This window comes from Mycobacterium sp. SMC-19 (assembly GCF_045310815.1).
Classification (GTDB): Bacteria; Actinomycetota; Actinomycetes; order Mycobacteriales; family Mycobacteriaceae; genus Mycobacterium.
Genome location: NZ_JBJIAM010000009.1, coordinates 92,885 through 113,355, shown reverse-complemented (window position 1 = coordinate 113,355; position 20,471 = coordinate 92,885). Strand labels below are relative to the sequence as shown.

Annotated in this window: 15 protein-coding genes; 12 read left to right on the top strand and 3 right to left on the bottom strand. The window is 65.0% G+C overall.

The features are described from left to right. Window positions 1–100: 100 nt before the first annotated feature. From ACJH5R_RS18800 to ACJH5R_RS18790, 3 genes are read left to right on the top strand one after another with little or no spacing between them, the layout of a single operon-like run. Window positions 101–1,075, top strand: a complete 975-nt coding sequence (locus ACJH5R_RS18800) for an alpha/beta fold hydrolase (protein ID WP_406782598.1) — start codon at window positions 101–103, stop codon at window positions 1,073–1,075. Then, window positions 1,072–2,265, top strand: coding sequence for an LLM class flavin-dependent oxidoreductase (locus tag ACJH5R_RS18795; RefSeq protein WP_406782573.1), 1,194 nt, complete (start codon window positions 1,072–1,074; stop codon window positions 2,263–2,265). The genes ACJH5R_RS18800 and ACJH5R_RS18795 overlap by 4 nt, the downstream gene beginning before the upstream one ends. Beyond that, window positions 2,265–3,281 (top strand): zinc-binding dehydrogenase, encoded by a 1,017-nt coding sequence (locus ACJH5R_RS18790; RefSeq protein WP_406782572.1) that lies wholly within the window; start codon window positions 2,265–2,267, stop codon window positions 3,279–3,281. Before ACJH5R_RS18795 ends, ACJH5R_RS18790 begins: the two co-directional genes overlap by 1 nt. Here ACJH5R_RS18790 and ACJH5R_RS18785 read toward each other — a convergent pair. Next, on the bottom strand, window positions 3,271–4,149 hold the full coding sequence (locus ACJH5R_RS18785) for an SCO6745 family protein (protein ID WP_406759677.1): 879 nt from the start codon (window positions 4,147–4,149) through the stop codon (window positions 3,271–3,273). The two genes, ACJH5R_RS18790 and ACJH5R_RS18785, sit on opposite strands and share 11 nt — an antisense overlap. A gap of 65 nt (window positions 4,150–4,214) precedes the next feature. Here ACJH5R_RS18785 and ACJH5R_RS18780 point away from each other — a divergent pair, with 65 nt between their 5' ends. The 3 genes from ACJH5R_RS18780 (at window position 4,215) to ACJH5R_RS18770 (ending at window position 9,613) form a co-directional block, all read left to right on the top strand. After that, a complete protein-coding gene (locus ACJH5R_RS18780; RefSeq protein ID WP_406782571.1) occupies window positions 4,215–4,958 on the top strand; it encodes an SIMPL domain-containing protein in 744 nt (247 codons plus the stop codon). 125 nt (window positions 4,959–5,083) lie between these two features. Beyond that, on the top strand, window positions 5,084–6,601 hold the full coding sequence (locus tag ACJH5R_RS18775; protein WP_406782570.1) for an HNH endonuclease signature motif containing protein: 1,518 nt from the start codon (window positions 5,084–5,086) through the stop codon (window positions 6,599–6,601). 93 nt (window positions 6,602–6,694) lie between these two features. Next, window positions 6,695–9,613: an RND family transporter gene (locus ACJH5R_RS18770; protein ID WP_406756902.1), complete on the top strand. Its 2,919-nt coding sequence runs from the start codon at window positions 6,695–6,697 to the stop codon at window positions 9,611–9,613. Window positions 9,614–9,691: 78 nt separating this feature from the next. Here ACJH5R_RS18770 and gjpA read toward each other — a convergent pair whose 3' ends face one another. Both gjpA and ACJH5R_RS18760 read right to left on the bottom strand, forming a co-directional pair. Further along, on the bottom strand, window positions 9,692–10,603 hold the full coding sequence (gene gjpA / locus ACJH5R_RS18765; protein ID WP_406782569.1) for an outer membrane porin GjpA: 912 nt from the start codon (window positions 10,601–10,603) through the stop codon (window positions 9,692–9,694). A gap of 92 nt (window positions 10,604–10,695) precedes the next feature. Then, window positions 10,696–11,508: a class I SAM-dependent methyltransferase gene (locus ACJH5R_RS18760; RefSeq protein WP_406782568.1), complete on the bottom strand. Its 813-nt coding sequence runs from the start codon at window positions 11,506–11,508 to the stop codon at window positions 10,696–10,698. Window positions 11,509–11,685: 177 nt separating this feature from the next. Between ACJH5R_RS18760 and ACJH5R_RS18755 the strand changes: the two genes are divergently transcribed. The 6 genes from ACJH5R_RS18755 to ACJH5R_RS18730 are packed head-to-tail and all read left to right on the top strand — an operon-like array spanning window position 11,686 to window position 20,446. Next, window positions 11,686–13,113: a PPE family protein gene (locus ACJH5R_RS18755; protein WP_406782567.1), complete on the top strand. Its 1,428-nt coding sequence runs from the start codon at window positions 11,686–11,688 to the stop codon at window positions 13,111–13,113. A gap of 19 nt (window positions 13,114–13,132) precedes the next feature. Continuing rightward, a complete protein-coding gene (locus ACJH5R_RS18750; RefSeq protein ID WP_406782566.1) occupies window positions 13,133–14,002 on the top strand; it encodes a TauD/TfdA dioxygenase family protein in 870 nt (289 codons plus the stop codon). Next, complete coding sequence (locus ACJH5R_RS18745; protein WP_406782597.1) at window positions 13,990–14,541, top strand: FcoT family thioesterase; 552 nt, start codon at window positions 13,990–13,992, stop codon at window positions 14,539–14,541. The genes ACJH5R_RS18750 and ACJH5R_RS18745 overlap by 13 nt, the downstream gene beginning before the upstream one ends. Window positions 14,542–14,564: 23 nt before the next feature. Next, window positions 14,565–16,121 carry a fatty acid--CoA ligase FadD10 gene (gene fadD10 / locus ACJH5R_RS18740; RefSeq protein ID WP_406782565.1) on the top strand — a complete coding sequence of 519 codons (1,557 nt, stop codon included), beginning with the start codon at window positions 14,565–14,567 and terminating at the stop codon, window positions 16,119–16,121. Continuing rightward, window positions 16,114–16,359, top strand: a complete 246-nt coding sequence (locus ACJH5R_RS18735; protein WP_220694939.1) for a phosphopantetheine-binding protein — start codon at window positions 16,114–16,116, stop codon at window positions 16,357–16,359. The genes fadD10 and ACJH5R_RS18735 overlap by 8 nt, the downstream gene beginning before the upstream one ends. Further along, window positions 16,352–20,446 (top strand): AMP-binding protein, encoded by a 4,095-nt coding sequence (locus ACJH5R_RS18730; protein WP_406782564.1) that lies wholly within the window; start codon window positions 16,352–16,354, stop codon window positions 20,444–20,446. Before ACJH5R_RS18735 ends, ACJH5R_RS18730 begins: the two co-directional genes overlap by 8 nt. The last annotated feature ends 25 nt before the right edge of the window (window positions 20,447–20,471 follow it).

Genomic DNA, 20,471 nt, shown 5'->3' with positions numbered 1-20,471 from the left:
GTTCAGGCTACCGTCCCTTGCGGTTAACCTGCCTGGCCGGACTCGGGAACCCTGTTCGATCCCGGCCCGGTTGTGCTTTGGTGTGACGGTGGCTCCCGCAATCGAACGAGCAACTCAACGATCCGTCGACACCAACGGCGTGACCCTGCGGGTCACCGAAGCGGGCGAGTGCGGTGCCCCGGTGGTGTTGCTGGCGCACGGATTCCCGGAGTTGGCCTTCTCCTGGCGACATCAGATCCCGGCCCTGGCCGACGCGGGCTTCCACGTACTGGCCCCCGATCAGCGCGGCTACGGCGGCTCGTCGCGACCGGACGAGATCGCGGCCTACGACATGGCAGCGCTCACCGGCGATCTGGTCGGCCTGCTGGACGACGTCGGCGCCGAGCAGGCAATCTGGATCGGCCACGATTGGGGCGGTCCGGTGGTGTGGAACGCCGCGCAGCTGCACCCCGAGCGGGTGGCCGCGGTGGTGGGGCTCAGCGTGCCGCCGGTGCCCCGCCCGCAACTGCCGCCGACTGAGGCGTTCGCCAAGGTCTTCGGCGAGAACTTCTTCTACATGCTCTATTTCCAGGAGCCGGGCGTCGCCGATGCGGAACTGGATGCCGACCCCGCCCGCACCATGCGCCGGATGATGGGCAGCCTCAGCCCGGCCGACCACGACACGGCGCTGCTGATGGTCGCGCCCGGCCCGATGGGTTTCATCGATCGACTGGCCGAGCCGGCGGCGCGACCGGACTGGATCAGCGCCGCCGAACTGGACCACTACATCGCCGAATTCACCCGCACCGGTTTCACCGGTGGGCTGAACTGGTACCGCAACCTCGACCGCAACTGGGAGATCATGACCAATCCGGCCGCCGCCACCATCGACGTCCCGACCCTGTTCATCGCCGGATCCGCCGACCCGGTGCTGACCTTCACCCGCCGCGACCGGGCCGCCGAGCTGGTGACCGGCCCCTACCGCGAGGTGATCATCGACGGCGCCGGCCACTGGCTGCAGCAGGAGCGGCCCGACGAGGTCAACACGGTGCTGCTGGAATTCCTGGCGGGCCTGCCGGCCGGAGCGGCATCGTGACCGCCCGGCCGCTGCGCTTCGGGGTCTTCATCACCCCGTTTCACGCACTGGGTCAATCACCGACCGTCGCACTGGAATACGACCTGGAGCGCGTTGTCGCTCTGGACCGGCTGGGCTTCGACGAAGCCTGGTTCGGCGAACACCATTCGGGCGGCTACGAGCTGATCGCCTGCCCCGAGGTGTTCATCGCCGCGGCTGCGGAACGCACCAAGCACATCCGGCTGGGTACCGGCGTGGTTTCGCTGCCCTACCACCACCCGTTGATGGTGGCCGACCGTTGGGTACTGCTGGATCATTTGACGCGCGGCCGAGTGATGTTCGGTGCGGGGCCGGGCGCCCTGCCCACCGACGCCCACATGATGGGCATCGACCCCGTCGAGCAGCGCCGGATGATGCAGGAGTCCCTGGAGGCGATCCTGGCGCTGTTCCGGGCTGAGCCGGGCGAATTGATCACCCGGCATTCGGACTGGTTCACCCTGCGCGACGCGGCCCTGCATATTCGCCCCTACACCTGGCCGTACCCGGAAATTTCTGCGGCCGCGATGATTTCGCCGTCCGGACCGCGGTTGGCCGGCGCGCTGGGCACCTCACTGCTGTCCCTGTCGATGTCGGTGCCGGGCGGCTTCGCCGCACTGGAGAACACCTGGCAGGTGGTGTGTGATCAGGCCGCCAAGGCCGGCCGCGACGAGCCGGATCGGGGTGACTGGCGGGTGCTGAGCATCATGCACATCGCCGACACCCGCGAGCAGGCGGTGGCCGACTGCACCTACGGGCTGCAGGATTTCGCGAACTACTTCGGCGCGGCCGGGTTCGTACCGCTGGCAAGCGAAGTCGAAGGATCGCCGCAGACGCCGACCGAGTTCGTCGAGGCCTACGCCGCCGCCGGGAGCTGCTGTATCGGCACCCCCGACGACGCCATCGAACACATCACCGGCCTGCTGGAGCGCTCCGGCGGGTTCGGCACCTTGCTGTTCCTCGGGCACGACTGGGCCTCACCGGAGGCCACCTATCACAGCTACGAGCTGTTGGCCCGCAAGGTGATTCCGCACTTCAAGGGTCAGCTCACCGCACCCAAGGCATCACACGAATGGGCCCGGGGCATGCGCGACACATTGTTCGGCCGGGCCGGCGAGGCGATCAAGAACGCCGTCGTCGAGCACGTCACCGAGTCGGGTGGCGGGTCACGCTGATGCGCGCGGCGGTGCTGCGCGACGGGCGGATGGTCTATCGCGACGACGTGCCGGAGCCGACGCCCGGTCCGGGCCAGGTGCTCGTCGAGGTGACCGCCTGCGGCATCTGCGGATCCGACCTGCATTTCGCCTCGCATGGCGAGCAGGTGCTGGCCGCGACGCAGGCCATGTCCGGCAGCCCGTCCTCTCGTGCGTCCGTCGATCTGGGCGCCGATATCTTCATGGGCCACGAGTTCAGCGCGACGGTGCTCGAAGCCGGTCCCGGCACCGACACGTTTGCCGCTGGAACGCCGATCACCTCCATACCGGTCCTGCTGGCCGCCAAGGGTATTGAACCGATCGTCTACTCCAACACCACGGTGGGCGGCTACGCCGAGAAGATGCTGCTGTCGGCCCCGCTGCTGGTGCCGATCCCCAACGGGCTGGATCCCCGTCACGCCGCGCTGACCGAGCCGATGGCGGTGGGCCTGCACGCGGTCAACAAATCCGGCATCGCGGCTGGCGAGACTGCGCTGGTGCTGGGCTGCGGACCGATCGGGATGGCGATCATCGCCGCCTTGCGCACCAAAGGCGTGGAAGACATTGTGGCCGCTGACTATTCGCCCGCCAGGCGAGAGCTTGCGGCCACGATGGGTGCGCATCGCACCCTCGATCCGGCGCAGGGCTCGCCGTTCGACACCGTTACCCCGAAGGTGATCTTCGAGGCGGTCGGGGTGCCGGGCATCATCGACGACGTGCTGCGGCGAGCGCCGGTGGGCAGCCGGCTGGTGGTGGCCGGCGTGTGCATGGAATCTGACACCGTGCACCCGTTCTACGGCATCGCCAAGGAGATCAGCGTGCAGTTCGTACTGGCCTACGAGCCGGCGGAGTTCGCCGCGTCGCTGCGGGCCATCGCCGAGGGCCACATCGACGTGGCGCCGCTCATCACCGGCGAGGTCGGACTCGACGGCGTGGGTGCGGCCTTCCAGGAGCTGGCCGACCCCGACCGGCACTGCAAGATCCTGGTTACCCCTTAGCCGAAGCGCCCAGCCACGCCTTCGGGAAACCACCGGCGTCGACCAGCTGCTTCGACCACCCGCCCACCAGTTCCACCAGTTCACCCAGGTCGTCACCGAGGCGGGCCACGATCCGGGCACATGCCGCATCGGTTGACGTCTCGACCGCCTCGCGCGCGGCGCGTCCGGCATCGCTGAGCACGCCGTCGCGCGCCAGGCCGCGCTCGGCCAGCCGGGCCTCACCCCCGGTCAAGTCGTCATCGCTCCACGCCCGGGACCGGACGTAGGTGCGCGGCGGAAATCCGCGATAGAGCTCGGTGATCAGACCGATCTCGACGGCATCGAATCCCGCTGCGACCCAGGCGTTCACGTGCGCGTCGCCACGGAATTCGCGGAGCTGGTCGGCCAACAGCCAGGCATCGGTCAGCGGCTCACCGACCAGCCCGTCGGCAACCAGCCCGGCGAACAGCGGCTTGCCCGCCACCGAGAGACCATCCACGGCGCGGCGCAGCAGCTCCACGGCGCGCTCGATGCCGTCGGGGGCTGCACCCAGGACCCGGCGCAGCTGAGCCAGCGCACCCTCGGTACGCGCCGCCCGGATGGTCGGCGCATCGGTCAGCTTCCAGCCGTAACCGACGGCGGGAACGACCACGGCCGGATTGAACACCCCGAACGTCGCGGCGATCACGTCGCCGGGCGCCTGTCCCAGCGCGGAACCCCTGCTGCAGAAGTACGCTGGCCCGTCCGGCATTTCGACCCCATCGGTTGTTGCGGGGCTGGCACCGAAACCGAGCGCCGCGTAGCCGCGGTGACACTCCGGGGAGAAGTACACCTGGCCGGCGAACGGCTCGATGGCGCTGGACAGTGCTCGCGACGGCGCGGAGGTCATCACCTCAGTGTGCCGCATGGATCTTTTCCGCCGGTGTCTGCGTCGACTCCGATAAGGTGCCACTCATGCCGACACACAGTGCCCGGATGGTTCTCCGCTGGTCGATGACGCTGGCGCTGGCCGGCGTGGCCACGCTCGCGATGGCCGGCTGCGACGCCGCACCGAGCGGCGGGACGGACATCCCACGTCAGGTGACCGTGGTGGGCACCGGCGAGGTCCAGGGAGTTCCGGACACGCTCACCACGGAGGCTGGTATCGAGTTCGTCGCCGGAGACGTCACCAGCGCGATGAACCAGACAAGCGAGCGTCAGCAGGCGGTGATCGATGCACTGGTGGATGCCGGCGTGGACCGCAAGGACATCAGCACCACCGGCGTCAGCCTGCAGCCGCAGTACGGCAATCCCGACGCCAGCGGGTCGGCGAACATCACCGGCTACCGCGCCGGCAACACCATCCGGGTCAGGGTCGAGCGCGACTCCGCCTCCCAGGTGCTGGCAGTGATCGTGCGGGCCGGCGGGGACGCCACCCGAATCAATGGAGTGAGCTACTCCATCGAGGACGATTCGGCGCTGGTGCGCGGCGCCCGGGAGCGGGCCTTCAACGACGCCAAGGACCGCGCCGAGCAGTACGCCCAGTTGTCGGGCCTGCGGCTCGGTCAGGTGATCTCGATCTCCGAGATCGCCGGCGGGACGCCGCCGCCGTCACCGGTGGGGATGCCGATGCCCCGCGCGATGGCCGCCGCTCCCCCGGTCGAGCCCGGTCAGCAGACCGTGAGCTTCACCGTGACGGCGGTCTGGGAGCTGAGCTAGGACTCCCAACCTTCTGATCCGTAGTCAGATCTCACTCCACAGCCTTCCAACTGTGGCCGCAGTTATCCACAACTGGCGACCCTGCCAAATAGCTTGAGTCAGTGGAGACGCGTAGAATCGAACGTATGTTCGAAGGAACGCTTCCCTCCGCCGAGTCGGTTGATCGGCTTAGTGAGCGGTTTGAGCGGCGGTATCCGTCGGTGACGCCGGAGTCGGCGGTGTTGGTGGAGCGGGTTTGTGTGGCGGGGCGGGCGGAGAATCGGGCGGCGGCGGCGCAGTTGGTGGCGATCGGGGAGTTGTTCGTGCTGCGCTTGAGTCGGTGTAGTGAGACCGAGGAGTGGGCGGTTGATACCGAGGCGGCGGTGGCTGCTGAGGTGGCGGCGGCGTTGCGGATCAGTCAGGGGTTGGCGGCGAGCCGGTTGCGGTATGCGCGGGCGATGCGGGAGCAGTTGCCGCAGGTGGCTGAGGTGTTCAAGGCCGGTGATATCGATATTCGTCTGTTTCAGACGCTGGTGTATCGCACGGATCTGATTGCGGATCGTGAGGTGTTGGCGCTGGTCGATGGGCAGTTGGCGGCGCAGGTGGTGCGTTGGCCGTCGCTGACTAGGAGTCGGTTGGCCGGCAAGGTCGACAAGATCGTGGCCAAGGCCGATGCTGATGCGGTGCGGCGCCGCAAGGAGCGCCAGGTGGAGCGCAAGATCGGGTTTGCGGACCAAGAGGGCGGGCTTTCGGAGGTTTACGGCAGCGTGTTCACCCCTGATGCCCGTGCCCTGGACAAGGCGCTGGATGGGTTGGCGGCCACGGTGTGTGAGCATGATCCGCGCAGTCGTGCGCAGCGCCGTGCCGATGCGATGGGGGCGTTGGCGGCGCGGGCGGATCGGCTGGGGTGTCGCTGCGGGCGCCCGGATTGCGCCGCCGGGGGGCGTGCGGCGGCCTCGCCGGTGGTGATTTATGTGATGGCCGAGCGGGCCACCGTCGAGGGGACTGGTGATGGGCCGGGCTCGTTAGTCGGGTCTGACGGATTGATCCCGCCGGAGTTGATTGCCGAGCTGGCTCGATCGGCCCGGTTGGTGTCGTTGGTGCACCCCAGCGATGCCCCGCCCGAGCCGGGGTATGTGCCCTCGAAGGCGTTGGCTGATTTTGTGCGGTGCCGGGACATGACGTGCCGTTGGCCGGGGTGTGACCGTCCGGCGGCAGAGTGCGATCTGGACCATACGGTTGCCTACGGTGACGGTGGGTCCACGCATGCGTCGAACCTCAAATGTTATTGCCGTACGCATCATTTGGTGAAGACGTTTTGGGGGTGGCGGGATCAGCAGCTGCCCGATGGGACGGTGATTTTGACTTCGCCGTCGGGGCAGACCTATGTCACCACCCCGGGCAGTTCCCTGCTTTTCCCGCACTTGTGCGCACCTACCGGGGAGCTGCCGGCACCGTTGCGCCGCGATGATGACCGCTGTGGGGAGCGCACCGCGATGATGCCCCGCCGCCGGCGCACCCGGGCTCAGAACCGCGCGGCCCGCATCGCTACCGAACGCAACCAGAACCACAAGGCCCGCCAAGCCCGACGCGCCGCACTCGACGCCATCTGGTTCCCGAAAGTAGCCCCCGGCATCGACCCCGACGAGCCACCGCCCTTCTAACGGCCCCGTGGGTTCGAGCTGCGGGCGTGGGAACTTTCCACGTGCCTCGTCCGACTCATTGGGCGATGACTTGTCCCAACGCTTGCGCCATCTATGACAGCCGCTGCTGGTCCTGAGATCACCTCTCCTGCACCGGCGCCGCTACCACGGGCAGAACACTCCGCCGTCGCCACCTGGATTCGGCGGCTCGCCGTCCCGATCATCCTCGGATGGCTCGCAGTCGTCGTCGTCCTCAGCACCGCGGTGCCGCCGCTCGAGATCGTCGGCCAGATGCGCTCGGTGCCCATGAGCCCAGACTTTGCACCATCGGTAACCGCGATCAAGCGCGTCGGCCAGGTCTTCGGCGAATACACCTCCGACAGCTCGGCGATGATCCTCCTCGAGGGCCAGCAACCACTCGGCGACGGTGCGCACCGCTACTACGACGCACTGGTTAGCCGGCTCAACGCCGATACCGCTCATGTCGAACATGTGCAGGATTTCTGGGCAGATCCGCTGACTGCAGCCGGCGCGCAGAGCAACGACGGCCGAGCGGCCTACGTGCAGGTCTACCTGGCCGGAAATCAGGGCGAGACACTGGCGAACGAGTCGCTTGAGGCGGTCCGCAGAATCGTCGCCGAGGTCGAAGCCCCTCCGGGAACGCGCACCCATGTCACCGGCCCCGCGGCTCTGGCCGCCGACGAGCAGGTAGCCGGTGACCACAGCGCGCAAGTCATCGTGGGTCTTACGTTCTTGGTCATCACTGCGATGATTCTGTTGGTGTACCGGTCGATAAGCACCGGTTTGATTGTCTTGGCATTGGTGTTTCTCGCCCTCGCAGCGGCGCGCGGCGTGGTGGCCTGGCTCGCCTACTTCCATCTCATCGGTCTGACCACCTTCGCAACCAACCTGCTGGTCACCTTGGCTATCGCCGCCGCGACCGACTACGCGATCGTTCTGGTCGGCCGTTATCAGGAAGCCAGGGCAGCCGGTCAAGACCGCGAAACCGCCTACCACTCAATGTTCGACGGAACGGCGCACGTGATCCTGGCGTCGGGCTCGACGATCGCAGGTGCCACGTTCTGTCTGCACTTCACCCGGCTCCCCTACTTTCAGACGCTCGGCATTCCGCTGGCCGCCGGAATGGTCGTCGCCACGCTGGTGGCGCTGACGCTCGGCCCAGCGATCATCACCGTGGCCAGCCGTCGAGGACTCCTGGAACCCAAGCGCGCCATGCGAATCCGCGGCTGGCGCAAACTCGGTGCGGTCATCGTCCGATGGCCGGCTCCGGTGTTGGTGGCCAGTACTTTGCTGACCCTGATCGGGCTGCTGACGCTGCCCGGCTATCGCACCAGCTACAACGAACGCCGCTACCTTCCTTCGGATCTGCCTTCCACCGCCGGCTATGCCGCAGCCGAACAGCACTTCTCCACGGCGCGGATGAATCCCGAGGTCTTGCTGGTGGAGACCGATCGGGATCTGCGCAATCCGGCAGACTTCTTGGTGATCGACAAGATCGCCAAGCGGGTCGTGCACCAACCTGGGATCAGCCGGGTCCAGACGATCACCCGCCCGGATGGGACGCCATTGACGTTCAGCACGCTGCCGGCTCAGCTCAGCCTGCAGGGCACCGTGCAGGTACTCAATCAGGGATACCTGCAGGACCGCATGAAGGAACTCCGCGCCAGTGCCGAAGATCTGCAGCGCGGCATCGACGCCATGGAGCAGATGCAGCTGTTGATGACCGAGATGGCCGCCACCACCCACAGCATGGTCGGCAAGACACATCGGCTAGCCTCTGACACTTCGGAATTGCGGAATCATCTGGCTGACTTCGATGACTTCCTGCGACCGCTGCGCAGCTACCTGTACTGGGATCCGCATTGTTATGACATCCCGACCTGCTGGGCCCTGCGATCGGTCTTCGATGCCCTCGACGGCACCGATGTACTGAGCGGCGACATCGACCAGGTGCTGCCCGACCTCGATCGACTCGACGCCCTGATGCCACAGCTGCTCCGGCAACTGCCCGCACAGATCCAGTCACTGACGTCGGCGCAGACGGCGATGCTCACCATGTATTCGGCCCAGAGCGGCCTGCTGGATCAGACCGCGGCGATGCTGGACAACCAGTCCGCAATGGGCACGGCGTTCAACGACTCGAAGAACGACGACACGTTCTATCTGCCACCTGAGGTCTTCGGCAACCAGGACTTCAAACGCGGCTTGAAGGTGTTTCTGTCACCGGACGGCCACGCCGTTCGGTTCATCGTCACGCACGACGGCGATCCCCTAACCCCCGAAGGGATCACACACGTCGACGGCATCAAGCACGCCGCCAAGGAGGCCATCAAAGGCACTCCGCTGGAAGGTTCGAAGGTCTACGTCGGCGGTACGGCGTCGGTGTTCAAGGACATGCAGGTGGGCAACAACTACGACCTCTTGGCAGTCGGTATAGCCGCGCTGTGCCTGATCTTCATCATCATGTTGATCATTACCCGCAGCGTGATCGCCGCCGCAGTGATCGTCGGCACCGTGCTGGCGTCGCTGGGGGCGTCGTTTGGCTTGTCGATCTTGTTGTGGCAGCACATCATCGGTTTGGAGCTGCACTTTATGGTGATGGCGATGTCGCTGATCATCCTGCTGGCTGTTGGCTCGGACTACAACCTGCTGCTGGTCGCCAGGTTCAAAGAAGAGATCAACGCCGGGCTGAACACCGGAATCATTCGAGCGATGGGCGGCACAGGTTCGGTGGTGACCTCGGCCGGAGTGGTGTTCGCCTTGACGATGCTGTCGATGGCGGTCAGTGCTCTGATGGTGGTGGCACAGATCGGCACCACTATCGCACTCGGGCTGCTGTTCGACACTTTGGTTATTCGCTCGTTTGTCACGCCATCGATCGCCGCGCTGCTGGGCAAGTGGTTCTGGTGGCCGCAGGCGGTTCGGACACGTCCAACCCCAGATCGCTCGCTGGTTGCGAAATTGGTTGACCTGGAAGACCACTCAAGACCGACGGTATCGATCGGGAGCTGACCACCATCGGTTGCGACGAAGCGGACGCCCCGACGAGAGTCCGAGCGCCCGCTTCCCTCAGCGCACTGCAGTTCGGCGTCAGTCCGTCCCGGCCACAAACATATCCAAGAGGTTGACCAACGACGCGATGAGACCAATACCCTCACCCGGGGCCGAGTACGGCATGCCCATCCCTACCATCTGCAGGTCGAGACCGAGCGAGTTGTAGATCGAACCACCGATGCTGCCGGAATCTGTTACCCCGGGCGTGAAAAGACCGCCGAAATCGAAGCTGGCACCGAGGACCGCATTGCCTTCCGGAACTTGCAAAGCATCATTCAGCAACGGAACCAAGGCATCAAGGTTCAAGGTGGCGCCGTTGAAGAACGCACCGACAACGTTGGCTGGAGCGGCCAGAAGCCCTTGCAGCGCAGCCTCAAAGTCGCCATCGCCGATACTGTCGACGATCGACCCGATGCTGTTGATCAGCTCTACCCCGGGGCTCACCAGCGGGCCGATCAGCCCCATCAGGACGCCGCTCAACGGTGACGACAAGAGCGTCAGAATTGTGGCCGCGGGCTCGGCAGCGTCTACCGGCACGACACCCATACCCATGTCCATCCCGGCCAGATACTGCAGGCCCCAGAGATGACTCCAGTCCAGAGTTTGAGCGGCCAAGTCCGAGCCCTCGGGCGTTGCCACGTCGACGCCGATGAACGTTGTTGCGGCCAAAGCCTCTTGCAGCGATCCGGGGAAACCGAAGTCAGCTTCCTTGATTGCGTCGAAGACGTCGGTGGCGTTGGCCAGCGTGGTGTTGAAAACGTCGGCCCATGGCCCGAACAGGTCGAGTGACGCGGTCAGTTGCACGGACGGCGGCACGGCCCTACCCAGCGCCGGCGCCACCGGGCTTACTGCGATTATTCCGGTAAGGGCCAGTGCGGTCCCCCCGGCCATGAGGCCACCGATGCCGAGTTGCGATGCGAGGTCGTGAGCGTGATGAGACGATTTCATGCCTAGTTTGTCGAGCCGGAGGCAGGATAAGTTCCTGAGCGGAGACGAGATTCTGAAACATTTTCAATCTTGCTGTCAGGTATGACTTCTCGTCAGCCGAACTCGACCAGAGTGGTTGGCGCACGAAACCTCGCCAGACCACGCATACCGTAGATCAGCGGGACCGCCGCTCCAAGCACCTTGCCTCGTCCACGCGGAATGCCGAGTTCAGAGACGGCCCTGACCCCGGGCACCGCACGCAGTTCGTCGTAGTCATGCGCAGTGAACCAGAACGGCATTGGTGGCGCCGTGTAGTTGTCACTGAGCTTGAATCCACGGCGCGAGCGCGAGTAGGCACTCAACAAACGCGGGACACTGTCGAAGATCATCCGCCCGCCGGGAAACCTCCCGGCGCAGGCGGCGAACAGCTCGAACACCGCCTCGCGGTCCAAGTACTGCAATAGCCCTTCTGCTGTGATCAACACCTCAGCGCAACCGCCGACCTCATCCATCCACGAGTAGTCAAGCGCCGACTGGGCACAGTACCGCAGCCGATCTGATACCGGCAGTAGCCGCTGACGAAGTCGAATGATGGGTTCCAAATCCACCGAAAGCCAGCTCAACTCGCCGTTATCGACCCGCCAGAAGCTGGTCTGCAATCCCTCTGCAAGTGCGACCACGGTCGCGCGCGGATGCACCGCCAAGTACTCCCGCGTGGCCTGGTCGAACGCCAACGCCCGCATAGCGGTGGCCTGGTGTGTCCTGCCGAAGTCGGCGTAATCGTAATCAAGGCTGTTGAGCAACTCGATCGCCATCGGGTCAACGATCAGCCCGTCGGGCCGCTTCGCCTCGGCCGCCCGCTGATACAACGTGAGTAACGCGGTCTCCGATATCCCATCGAGATGACGAGCGTCAATGACTGGCACGCCTTCAGACCGTACCCGCCGGGCCCCCGAGAGTCGCTGCGAGAAATCTAACCGCGATCGAACGGAACTTTTTGATTCCCGTCTCCGACCACCTCGTTGGCGGGAACTGGCCCGCGCCTTGCGTTCCGCGCAATCCACGACATCACAGGAGGTGCCATCCTGACCGCCCCGATCTGGATGGCAATGCCTCCCGAGACACATTCCGCCATGCTCGCCACTGGCCCAGGGCCAGGGCCTCTGCTGGCGGCAGCCGCACAATGGCAGCAGCTCAGTGTCATGTACGACGACACCGCCACCGAATTGACCCACGTACTGGCCGCTGTACAGACCGGTCACTGGCAGGGCCCCAGCGCAACGGCGTATCTGTCCGCGCACGCGCCGTACCTCACCTGGTTGGAGCACGCATCCGCCGACAGTGCCACGACCGCCGCACAACACCAAACGGCCGCTGCCGCATACGGCGCCGCAGTGGCCTCGATGCCCAGCCTCGAAGAATTGGCCGCCAACCACGCTGTCCACGCGGTGCTACTCGCCACAAACTTCTTCGGTGTGAACACCGTTCCGATTACAGCCAACGAGGCCGACTACACGCGGATGTGGGTGCAGGCTGCCGAGACCATGTCCGTATATCAGGGCACCGCCACTGCGGCAGTCGCCGCGACCCCGCAGCTCCTCCCCGCGCCGCCCATCGTCTCCCCCGCCGAGGCCACCTCCCCAGAAAGCGTTGGAGACGGCAAATGGCTGCAGGAACTTTCACGACTCATCACCGACCTTCTCAACAACGCCGGAAATGTCGAAGAACTGTCGCGCATCTTCGAGGAGTTCTTCCAGGGCCTCGGTTTCAACCCGGCGGTCGCTGCCTTCCTGGCGGTGGTCGCATTGATCGCCTACGACGTGTTGTGGTACCCCTACTACGCGTCATACGCCCTGTTGCTGTTGCCGTTCTTCGCTCCCGCCCTCAGCGCGCTGAGCGCCTTGAGGTTGCTACCGCTGCTGAACGGCCAACAGATCCCGGCCGATCAAGGACCGGACATCATTGCTGCGTTGATCGGTGAAGCAAGCGTGGACATCCCCGCTGCGGCGATTGTGGCGCCGCCCGCTGCGGCCGGCTCCTCCGCTGGCGTGGGCGGCGCGGCCAGTTCTCCGGGACCGAGCACACCCATCATCCCGAGCGCCGACGGCGTTGCCGCGCTGATCCCCTATCTCGTCTCCGGCTGGGGACCACCCGGCGTCAAGACCGGTCCCAAAGAGAATATGGCTGCGTCCAACAGCGCTGCGGCGTCCCGTCGCGCAGCCTCTCCGCGGGTCGTCGCCGCTGATGCCCGCAGACAACGCAGTCGTCGCAGCAGGGGCCGGATTCGCATGCACGGCAACCGTTACGAGTTCCTCCAGGCTGGCGACGGCGCTGTCGTGGCCGCGGATTCCGATGCCGTCCCCGCCGAAGGACCCGAGGCCATCGCAGCAGTGGTCGCCTCCACCCGCGCCGCTGGATTCGCGGGCCATGCCGACGAAATCCGGCGAGTACCGATGTTGCCCGCCAGTTGGCGCGCCTCCGAACAGGTAGAGCAATTGACCCAACCGATGAATGAAGGAAAAGATAAATGAGCACGGAAAGCAACATCGGATGACGCTGACCGTCACCGGCGCCGGCCTTGGAGCGCAGATCACCGGGGTCGACCCCAACGATCTGAGCACCATCACCCGCGAAGAGATTCGCGAAATCGTTTACGCCAACAAGCTCGTCATCCTCAAGGGCGTTCACCCCTCGCCGGAGCAGTACCTGCAGCTGGGCAGGATAGTCGGCGACATCGTGCCGTATTACGAATCCATGTACCACCATCACGAGTTTCCGGAGATCTTCGTATCCTCCACCGAGGAACACCAGGGCGTTCCGCGAACCGGCGCGTTCTGGCACATCGATTACATGTTCATGCCCGAGCCGTTCGCGTTCTCGATGGTGTTGCCCCTGACCGTTCCCGGGCCTGACCGGGGAACCTACTTCATCGACCTCAACCAGGCCTGGGCCTCGGTTCCCGCCGCGCTACAGGACGCCGCCCGAGGGACGTTGAGCACTCATGATCCCCGGCGGCACATCAAGATCCGCCCCGATGACATATACCGGCCGATCGGGGAAGTGTGGGACGAGATTACCCGGACCACGCCGCCCATCAAATGGCCGACCGTGATCCGGCATCCACGGACCGGGGAAGAGATTCTGTATATCTGCGCGTCGGGGACCACCCGGATCGAAGGTCAGGACGGCCAGGTGCTGGATCCGGCGATCCTGCAACAGCTGATGGCGGCGACCGGGCAGCTTGATCCGGATTTCGCGCATCCCTTTATCCACACCCAACACTACGAGGTCGGAGATATCATCTTGTGGGACAACAGAGTTCTTATGCATCGCGCCAAGCACGGCAGCTCCGAAGGAACGCTGACCACGTATCGACTGACCATGCTCGACGGCCACCAGACCCCGGGATACGCAGCGTGAGCGCCATCGTTTCACCTCCTCCAGCGCTAAGTGATGCAACACCGATCGACGAGGACGTGCTAGCCACCGTACTGGAGCCGTATACCTACAAGGGTTGCCGATATCTGGTCGATGCGGTGTCGCAAGCGGGCACTGATTCTGTTCTGGCTCAAGGCAACTTTGCGATCGCTGAATCCGCCTATATTCGTAGTACTGGGCATTTCAACGCGGTCGAGTTGGTGCTGTGCTTCAATCAGCTCGCTTACAGCGCTTTTGCGCCGGCAATCGGCGATGGCATCATCCCGGCCTTCCGCGGTTGGGGGCTCGAGGACTATTGCAAGCACCAGCTCTCCAGCATGTTCATCAGAAGATCGTCTTCGCGGTTCAAAAGGCCGATCGATGCCAACAAGTTCAGTGCCCGGCTGGAATGCCGAAACTTCGAGATCGTGCAACGCACGGTGCGGTATCTGCGCGTGCCCTGCGCCATCGAGTTCTGGGACGAACACGGCGGCTCGGCGTTCGGCGAGTTCGAACTCGCCGCTCTGAACATCCCCGGTTGACAACCCAGAAGAGGCACGCAGATATGACGGGACCGGCCCCCACGTCCGTACTGGATCGCATTCTCGAACATGTGCGCCAGCGCCCCGATGCCATCGCGTTACGCCGTTGCGATGGAGGCAGTCTGTTTCGCTACGGCGAATTGGCTGCCGAGTGGGAGCGCCTGGCTTCAGTACTGCAGGCGAGTGGGGTATCACTGGGTTCTCGCGTACTTATCATTTCCGACAACGGGCCACAGACATACCTGGCGGTGCTTGCCTGCGCCCGACTGGGCGCCATTGCTGTTCTGGCGGACGGCAATCTGCCCATGGCCACCGTCGAACGGTTCGCCGAACTCACCCAACCCGCCGCAATTCTGAGTACCGAGGGTGCTCGACTGTCCCTGTCGGACCCGCCGGAGTCCCTCGCCGCGGTACCGACGATGTCGGTTGCCGAACGCAACCCCACATTGGCCGCTGTCGGTGCGCACCCCAGGCCGAACGACGTTGCCGATCACCCGCTGGCGATGATCTTCACCAGCGGTACGACCGGCGAACCGAAGGCTGTGTTGCTGGCCAATCGAACCTTCTATGCGGTCGCCGATATTCTGCGGGCGACGGGCTTGACGTGGATCGATTGGGTGATAGGCGAAGTCGCGTACTCGCCGCTGCCGGCCACGCACATCGGTGGCCTGTGGTGGATTCTGAACTGCCTGATGCAAGGTGGTACGTGCGTCACCGGCGGCGAAGGCGGAGCGTCGCTGCTGGAGATACTCGCGACCAATGAGGTCGCTACGGTCTGCCTTGTCCCGACACTGCTCTCACGTCTGGTCGCCGAGCTGAATGCAACCGGCACACCCGTGCCGCCTTCGCTGCGTTTTCTCGGTTACGGCGGATCACGAGCTATCGCATCCGACGTGCAGTTCGTCGAGAACGCCGGTATACGGACCGCACAGGTCTACGGATTGAGCGAAACCGGCTGCACCGCACTATGTCTGCCCACCGCACCGGGATCGATCGCCGCCATCGAGGCAGGGGCGGTCGGTCGACCCTATCCAGGGGTGCAAGTTCACCTCGACGGCGACGGTAGCGGGCCGGCCGGTCCGCCGGCCGCATCGGGCACTCTGTGGATCAAATCGCCGGCAAACATGCTGGGGTACTGGAGCAATCCAGACCGGACCCACGAGGTGCTGCGCGACGGGTGGGTGAACACCGGCGACCTGCTCGACGAAGGCAGCGACGGCTACTTCTACATCCGGGGGCGGGCCTCGGAGATGATCATCTGCGGCGGAGTCAATGTCGCCCCCGACGAGGTTGACCGCGTCGCAGAATCCGTCCCGGGGGTCCGCGAGGCAGCGTGCTACGAGATCCCAGACCCAGAGTTCGGAGCTCTCGTCGGCCTGGCGGTGATCGCGTCGGAAGAGTTGAACGAGGCCGCTGGGCGACGCCTCAAGCAGGCAATCGCCGCCCGCTACCGCAGCGAAGTGGAATCCGCCGCCCGCCCGTCACGGATCTTCTTAGTCGGCAGCATTCCCCGAACCCAGTCCGGAAAGGTCATGCGCACGTCGCTGGCCGCGGCGATCGGCGCTCGCGCACATGGTTGAGAGTGTTCGGCAGCGGATCCTCGCTGTGGTCTGCGATGTGCTGTACATCGACGAAGACGACCTCTTCGACGGCGATGACACCGACCTTCGCGATCTGGGTCTGGACTCGGTTCGATTCGTCTTGTTGATGAAGCGCCTCGGAGTGGACCGCGAGTCTGAACTGCCGGCACGCTTGGCGCGTGACCTGTCGATCGCAGGCTGGGCTGCAGAACTGGGAGATCCCGGTTCACATGCCTGATTCGCATCCCCCGGTGACCATCCCGCTTTCCATCTCCCAACAGAACATCTACCGGGGCGTGCTGCAGGATGTCGATCCTTCGCTGTATCTGATCGGCCGCCGGTATCGCCTGTCGCCCATACCGCTTCCCCGATTCCGGCTCGCATTGGCAGCCGCTGTCCAACGCAACCCGGTGCAATTGTGCGTTCTCGAACAGGCCGAAGCGCAGTATCCTCACCTGGTTCCGCGGCTGCGGGCGGATGATCTCATGCGAATGTCCCATGACGGCACAGAACCACTGGTGCGGGAATGGAACTCGGGAATTCTGTCCCGCCCCCTGGTGCGCTACACCATGGAGGTCAATTCGAGCGGCGACGTCGTGGGTCTGGATATGTACGCACATCATCTGCTGCTCGACGGTGGTGCGACCGGTCTGATCGAAGCCGACCTTGGTCGCAACCTGTCGGCCTCAAGCTCCGAGTCGCCCGACATGGCCGCCGGCCTCGAGCGCCTGGCCGAAGCCCACCGCCGCGAAGCCGAACACGTTGACGCCGCACAGCAGCGGTTGACCGAATCGGTGCAGCGGGAGGTGGCAGGTGAGGCAAGCACCGGCGGCTATCCACAATCGCCACCGACGTCAGGTAGTGCTCACCGCGGGGTTATGCACGAGTCAATCCAGATCACCGGACCCGACTACGAAGCGATCACGACGCTGGCTGCTCGGGCACAAGTGCCGCTGCATGTGTTGGTGACGGCGGCCTCTGTCGCTGTCGATGCAGGACGTCGAAGCAGTACCGATGCCCTGGTGGTGCACGCCATCGACAATCGGTTCGGTGAGCCCGCTCTGGATGTGGCCACCTGCATCGTCAACTCGGTTGCCCAGTCCGTTCGCTTCCCGGCATTCGCATCAGTGCGAGATCTCGTGGCCAATGTGGACCGCGGATACGTCAAAGCCGTGCGGCGGCGCTGGTTTCGAGAGGAGTTGTATCGCCGCATCCATCTGACGATCAACCGGACTCCCCAAACTGACGCATTGGCGCTCAACTTTCTTCCCGACCCCTGTGCACCCGAGCTGCGTCCGTTCCTGGACGGCATGCCGACTACCACCGATATCGGGCCGGTCGAAGGCCTGACCGTGGCGGCCATTCAAGACGATCCGAACCGCACCCTGACGCTGTCGATTTGGGATGCCGATCACCGAAGAGACCGACCCCAAACCACGGGCGTCGCAGCCCTGACTGCCCGGGTGCTGCTGAAGATGCCGGCTCAGTGGAATCAACCGGTCGCGATGCTTGTGGGCCAGTGGTTCGATGTTCACTCCGACGGCACCTGCCATGCCACCGACATCGCACCCAGCCCGACAGGGCCGACCGCATCGGCATGGTTTCTGGACCCGAACACCGACATCGAAGCCTGGCGACAACGCCGTCGGTATGTCGACCCTTGGATCGATTGGCTGGCGAGTTCGGGCGTCGAGCCCGGCGAGGTGTTGGTATTCACTGACGATCAGACCGATAAGACCATCGACCTCTTGGTCGCCTGCCATCTGGCCGGTTGCGGCTACAGCGTCTGCGAGCACGACGGCGAAATCGAAAGCCGTACAGCGGCCATCGAATCGGAATGCGGGCTGTCAGCACGATTGATCGACATCGGCAATACCGACCTGCCGGGACAGCCCCTGCGCGTGCGGGACCGCCTTCAACAGGTCCGCGAAGACGATCACTTGGCGGAACGGATCGCCTACATCATGCCGACCTCTGGGTCCACCGGCAGCCCTAAGCTGGTCCCGATCACCCACGGCGCACTGGCGGTCTTCTGCCGGGGATCGCACCAGGCCTACGGCTGGGGACAGCACGACAGGGTCCTGCAATGTGCGCCTCTGACATCAGATATCAGTGTCGAGGAGATTTTCGGCGCCGCGCAAACCGGTGCCGCGCTGGTTCGCTCGGCGGCAACGCGGACCGGAGATCTCACGCAACTGGGGGCAGACCTGACGCGCCACCGAGCTACGGTCCTTGACCTGCCTACGGCCATCTGGAATCTGTGCTGCGACCAACCCGACATGCTTGCCGCCTTGGCGGCATCGCGCGTGCGCCAAATCGTGATCGGCGGAGAGGCAGTTCGCCCCCGCGCCGTCGAGCGGTGGCATGCGTCCAGCGGTGTTTCAGACGTCGCGCTGATTTCAAGCTACGGTCCCACCGAGGCGACGGTGGTGGTGACGTACCTGCCGCTGAACGAGGAGACTGTGGCCGAGCCCAGTTGCCAACGGCGACTGGGGAAACCCTTGGCTCCAAACACCGTTTTCATCGCATTCGGTGAGGTGGTCTTGCTCGGCGACCAGGTGTCTGCGGGCTACGTGGGTATCGCCAGCCCCAACTTTGGCACCGTACTCGCCGTCGACGGTTCGCCACTGCACGCGTTTGCCACCGCCGACCGCGTGAGCTTTGACAGCGCGGGCTTCCCGGTACTTGCGGGTCGCAAGGACGCCGTTGTGAAGCTTGCCGGCAGGCGCGTCGACACTGCCGAACTCATGCGGCTGATCGCCGAGGATCCCGCGATCTGCGATGTTGCCATGGAGCCCGACGACACCCGTCTTGAAGTTTGGTTCACCAGCCTGCTCACCCGTGATGGAGCCGCCGACCCCGCGGCCGAAGAACGAATTCGCGCAGTCCTGAGGGCCGCCCGGGTCACCGGATTTGCGATCTCGGCGGTCTCGGAGATCCCGCGTAAGCCCAGCGGCAAGGTCGATTCCGATCGTCTGCCCAAGACCCAACTCGACGACACCGGCACAGCGCCGGCCCAAGCAAACGGCCTGGCTCAGTTATGGAGTCGGCATCTGGACCGTGACCTGCGCCCGGACTCGTCGCTGCTGGCCGAGGGTGTCGGCTCGCTGGACCTGATCCGCATCCTGCCTGCCACCCGCAGCTACCTCGGCCGACAGCTGTCATTGCTGGATGTGATCAGCGCCGATAGCGCCAGCCGGCTGATCGAAAGCTCCGACGGGATGGGGATGGACGAAGGCGCCGCCGCCGAGATCGACGACGATCTCGCCAACCTGGCCCCGTCGCTGCCCTACCCAGCACCAAGCCCGAACTCCGAGCGCGCCGGCACCGTTGTGGTGTTTGGCGCGTCGGGAATCCTGGGCACCGGCTTTGCCCGAGCTGCGGCCGAGCTGCGCACCCACGGATTCGACTCGGAGCTGGTCTTGGCCACCACCTCTACACTGCCCGACGTTGGTCCCTGGCGAGAGCTGCCCGGGGTCGACGGTGTTCGGGTAGAACACATTTCCCCGCAACGGATCCCTGAACTGATCCGCGCCACTCACGCTGGAACCGTGGTCAACGCCATCGGCAATACCAATGTGGTGGTGCCATATCGCGAGCTGCGGCCGGCCAATGTGGAAGCGGTAGCGGCCATCGTTGCGGCCTGCACCGCACACGGCGCCCGGCTGGTGCATTTGTCGACGTCGGTGGTGAGCCCGCAACCGGCAACACCGCAGGTTGTCGATCCGCGTGCCGCGCCCTACCCCTACGCGGCGTCCAAGGCGCTGGCCGAGCTGATAGTCGCGCGCAGCGCAGGTCACCTCGCCTTCTCGCTAGTACGGCTACCCCGGGTGCTGGGCGAGCCCCACCAGCTGCGGACGTCGGCCGATATTTTGGTCGCACTCGCCGATGCCTGCACAGCGCTGCGCGCTTATCCCGCCGTACACCTGACCGAGGAGGTCACCAGCAACCGGTCGGCAGCGGCGGCGATTCTGGGCATGTTGTCGGCGCCGCTGGGACGCACCGTGACCGCGCTGCGCGGAACACCCGTCGAGTACTCGAAATTTCTGGCTCACTTCGGTTCCCGCGAGTACGAAGTCCAACAGTGGAAGCAGCACTTGGACGCCAGCGACTGGGCCAGACGCAACCCACGCCGGTGGGCGGTTATCGACGCCTGGCTCACCTTGGGGTTGCGCCTGGGCGAGCGGTCCTACGCGCAATACCTCGCCGGCCACGCCAGTTTCGACCTGCAGGTCGATGCGGTCACCGAAGTGACCGCCCCATCTTCGCGGCTGGCCGAGCTGGTGGCTCACGGTTGCGGAGTGGAACCGGACGACCCTTTCTGACGACCACTCACAGAGGACCTGAAGA

Coding starts and splice junctions, on each gene's coding strand:
- ACJH5R_RS18790 (WP_406782572.1), top strand. CDS start 2,265: ATGCGCGCGGCGGTGCTGCGCGACGGGCGGATGGTCTATCGCGACGAC.
- ACJH5R_RS18730 (WP_406782564.1), top strand. CDS start 16,352: ATGCCTGATTCGCATCCCCCGGTGACCATCCCGCTTTCCATCTCCCAA.
- gjpA (WP_406782569.1), bottom strand. CDS start 10,603: ATGAAATCGTCTCATCACGCTCACGACCTCGCATCGCAACTCGGCATC.
- ACJH5R_RS18775 (WP_406782570.1), top strand. CDS start 5,084: ATGTTCGAAGGAACGCTTCCCTCCGCCGAGTCGGTTGATCGGCTTAGT.
- fadD10 (WP_406782565.1), top strand. CDS start 14,565: ATGACGGGACCGGCCCCCACGTCCGTACTGGATCGCATTCTCGAACAT.
- ACJH5R_RS18735 (WP_220694939.1), top strand. CDS start 16,114: ATGGTTGAGAGTGTTCGGCAGCGGATCCTCGCTGTGGTCTGCGATGTG.
- ACJH5R_RS18750 (WP_406782566.1), top strand. CDS start 13,133: ATGACGCTGACCGTCACCGGCGCCGGCCTTGGAGCGCAGATCACCGGG.
- ACJH5R_RS18755 (WP_406782567.1), top strand. CDS start 11,686: ATGGCAATGCCTCCCGAGACACATTCCGCCATGCTCGCCACTGGCCCA.
- ACJH5R_RS18770 (WP_406756902.1), top strand. CDS start 6,695: ATGACAGCCGCTGCTGGTCCTGAGATCACCTCTCCTGCACCGGCGCCG.
- ACJH5R_RS18780 (WP_406782571.1), top strand. CDS start 4,215: ATGCCGACACACAGTGCCCGGATGGTTCTCCGCTGGTCGATGACGCTG.
- ACJH5R_RS18785 (WP_406759677.1), bottom strand. CDS start 4,149: ATGACCTCCGCGCCGTCGCGAGCACTGTCCAGCGCCATCGAGCCGTTC.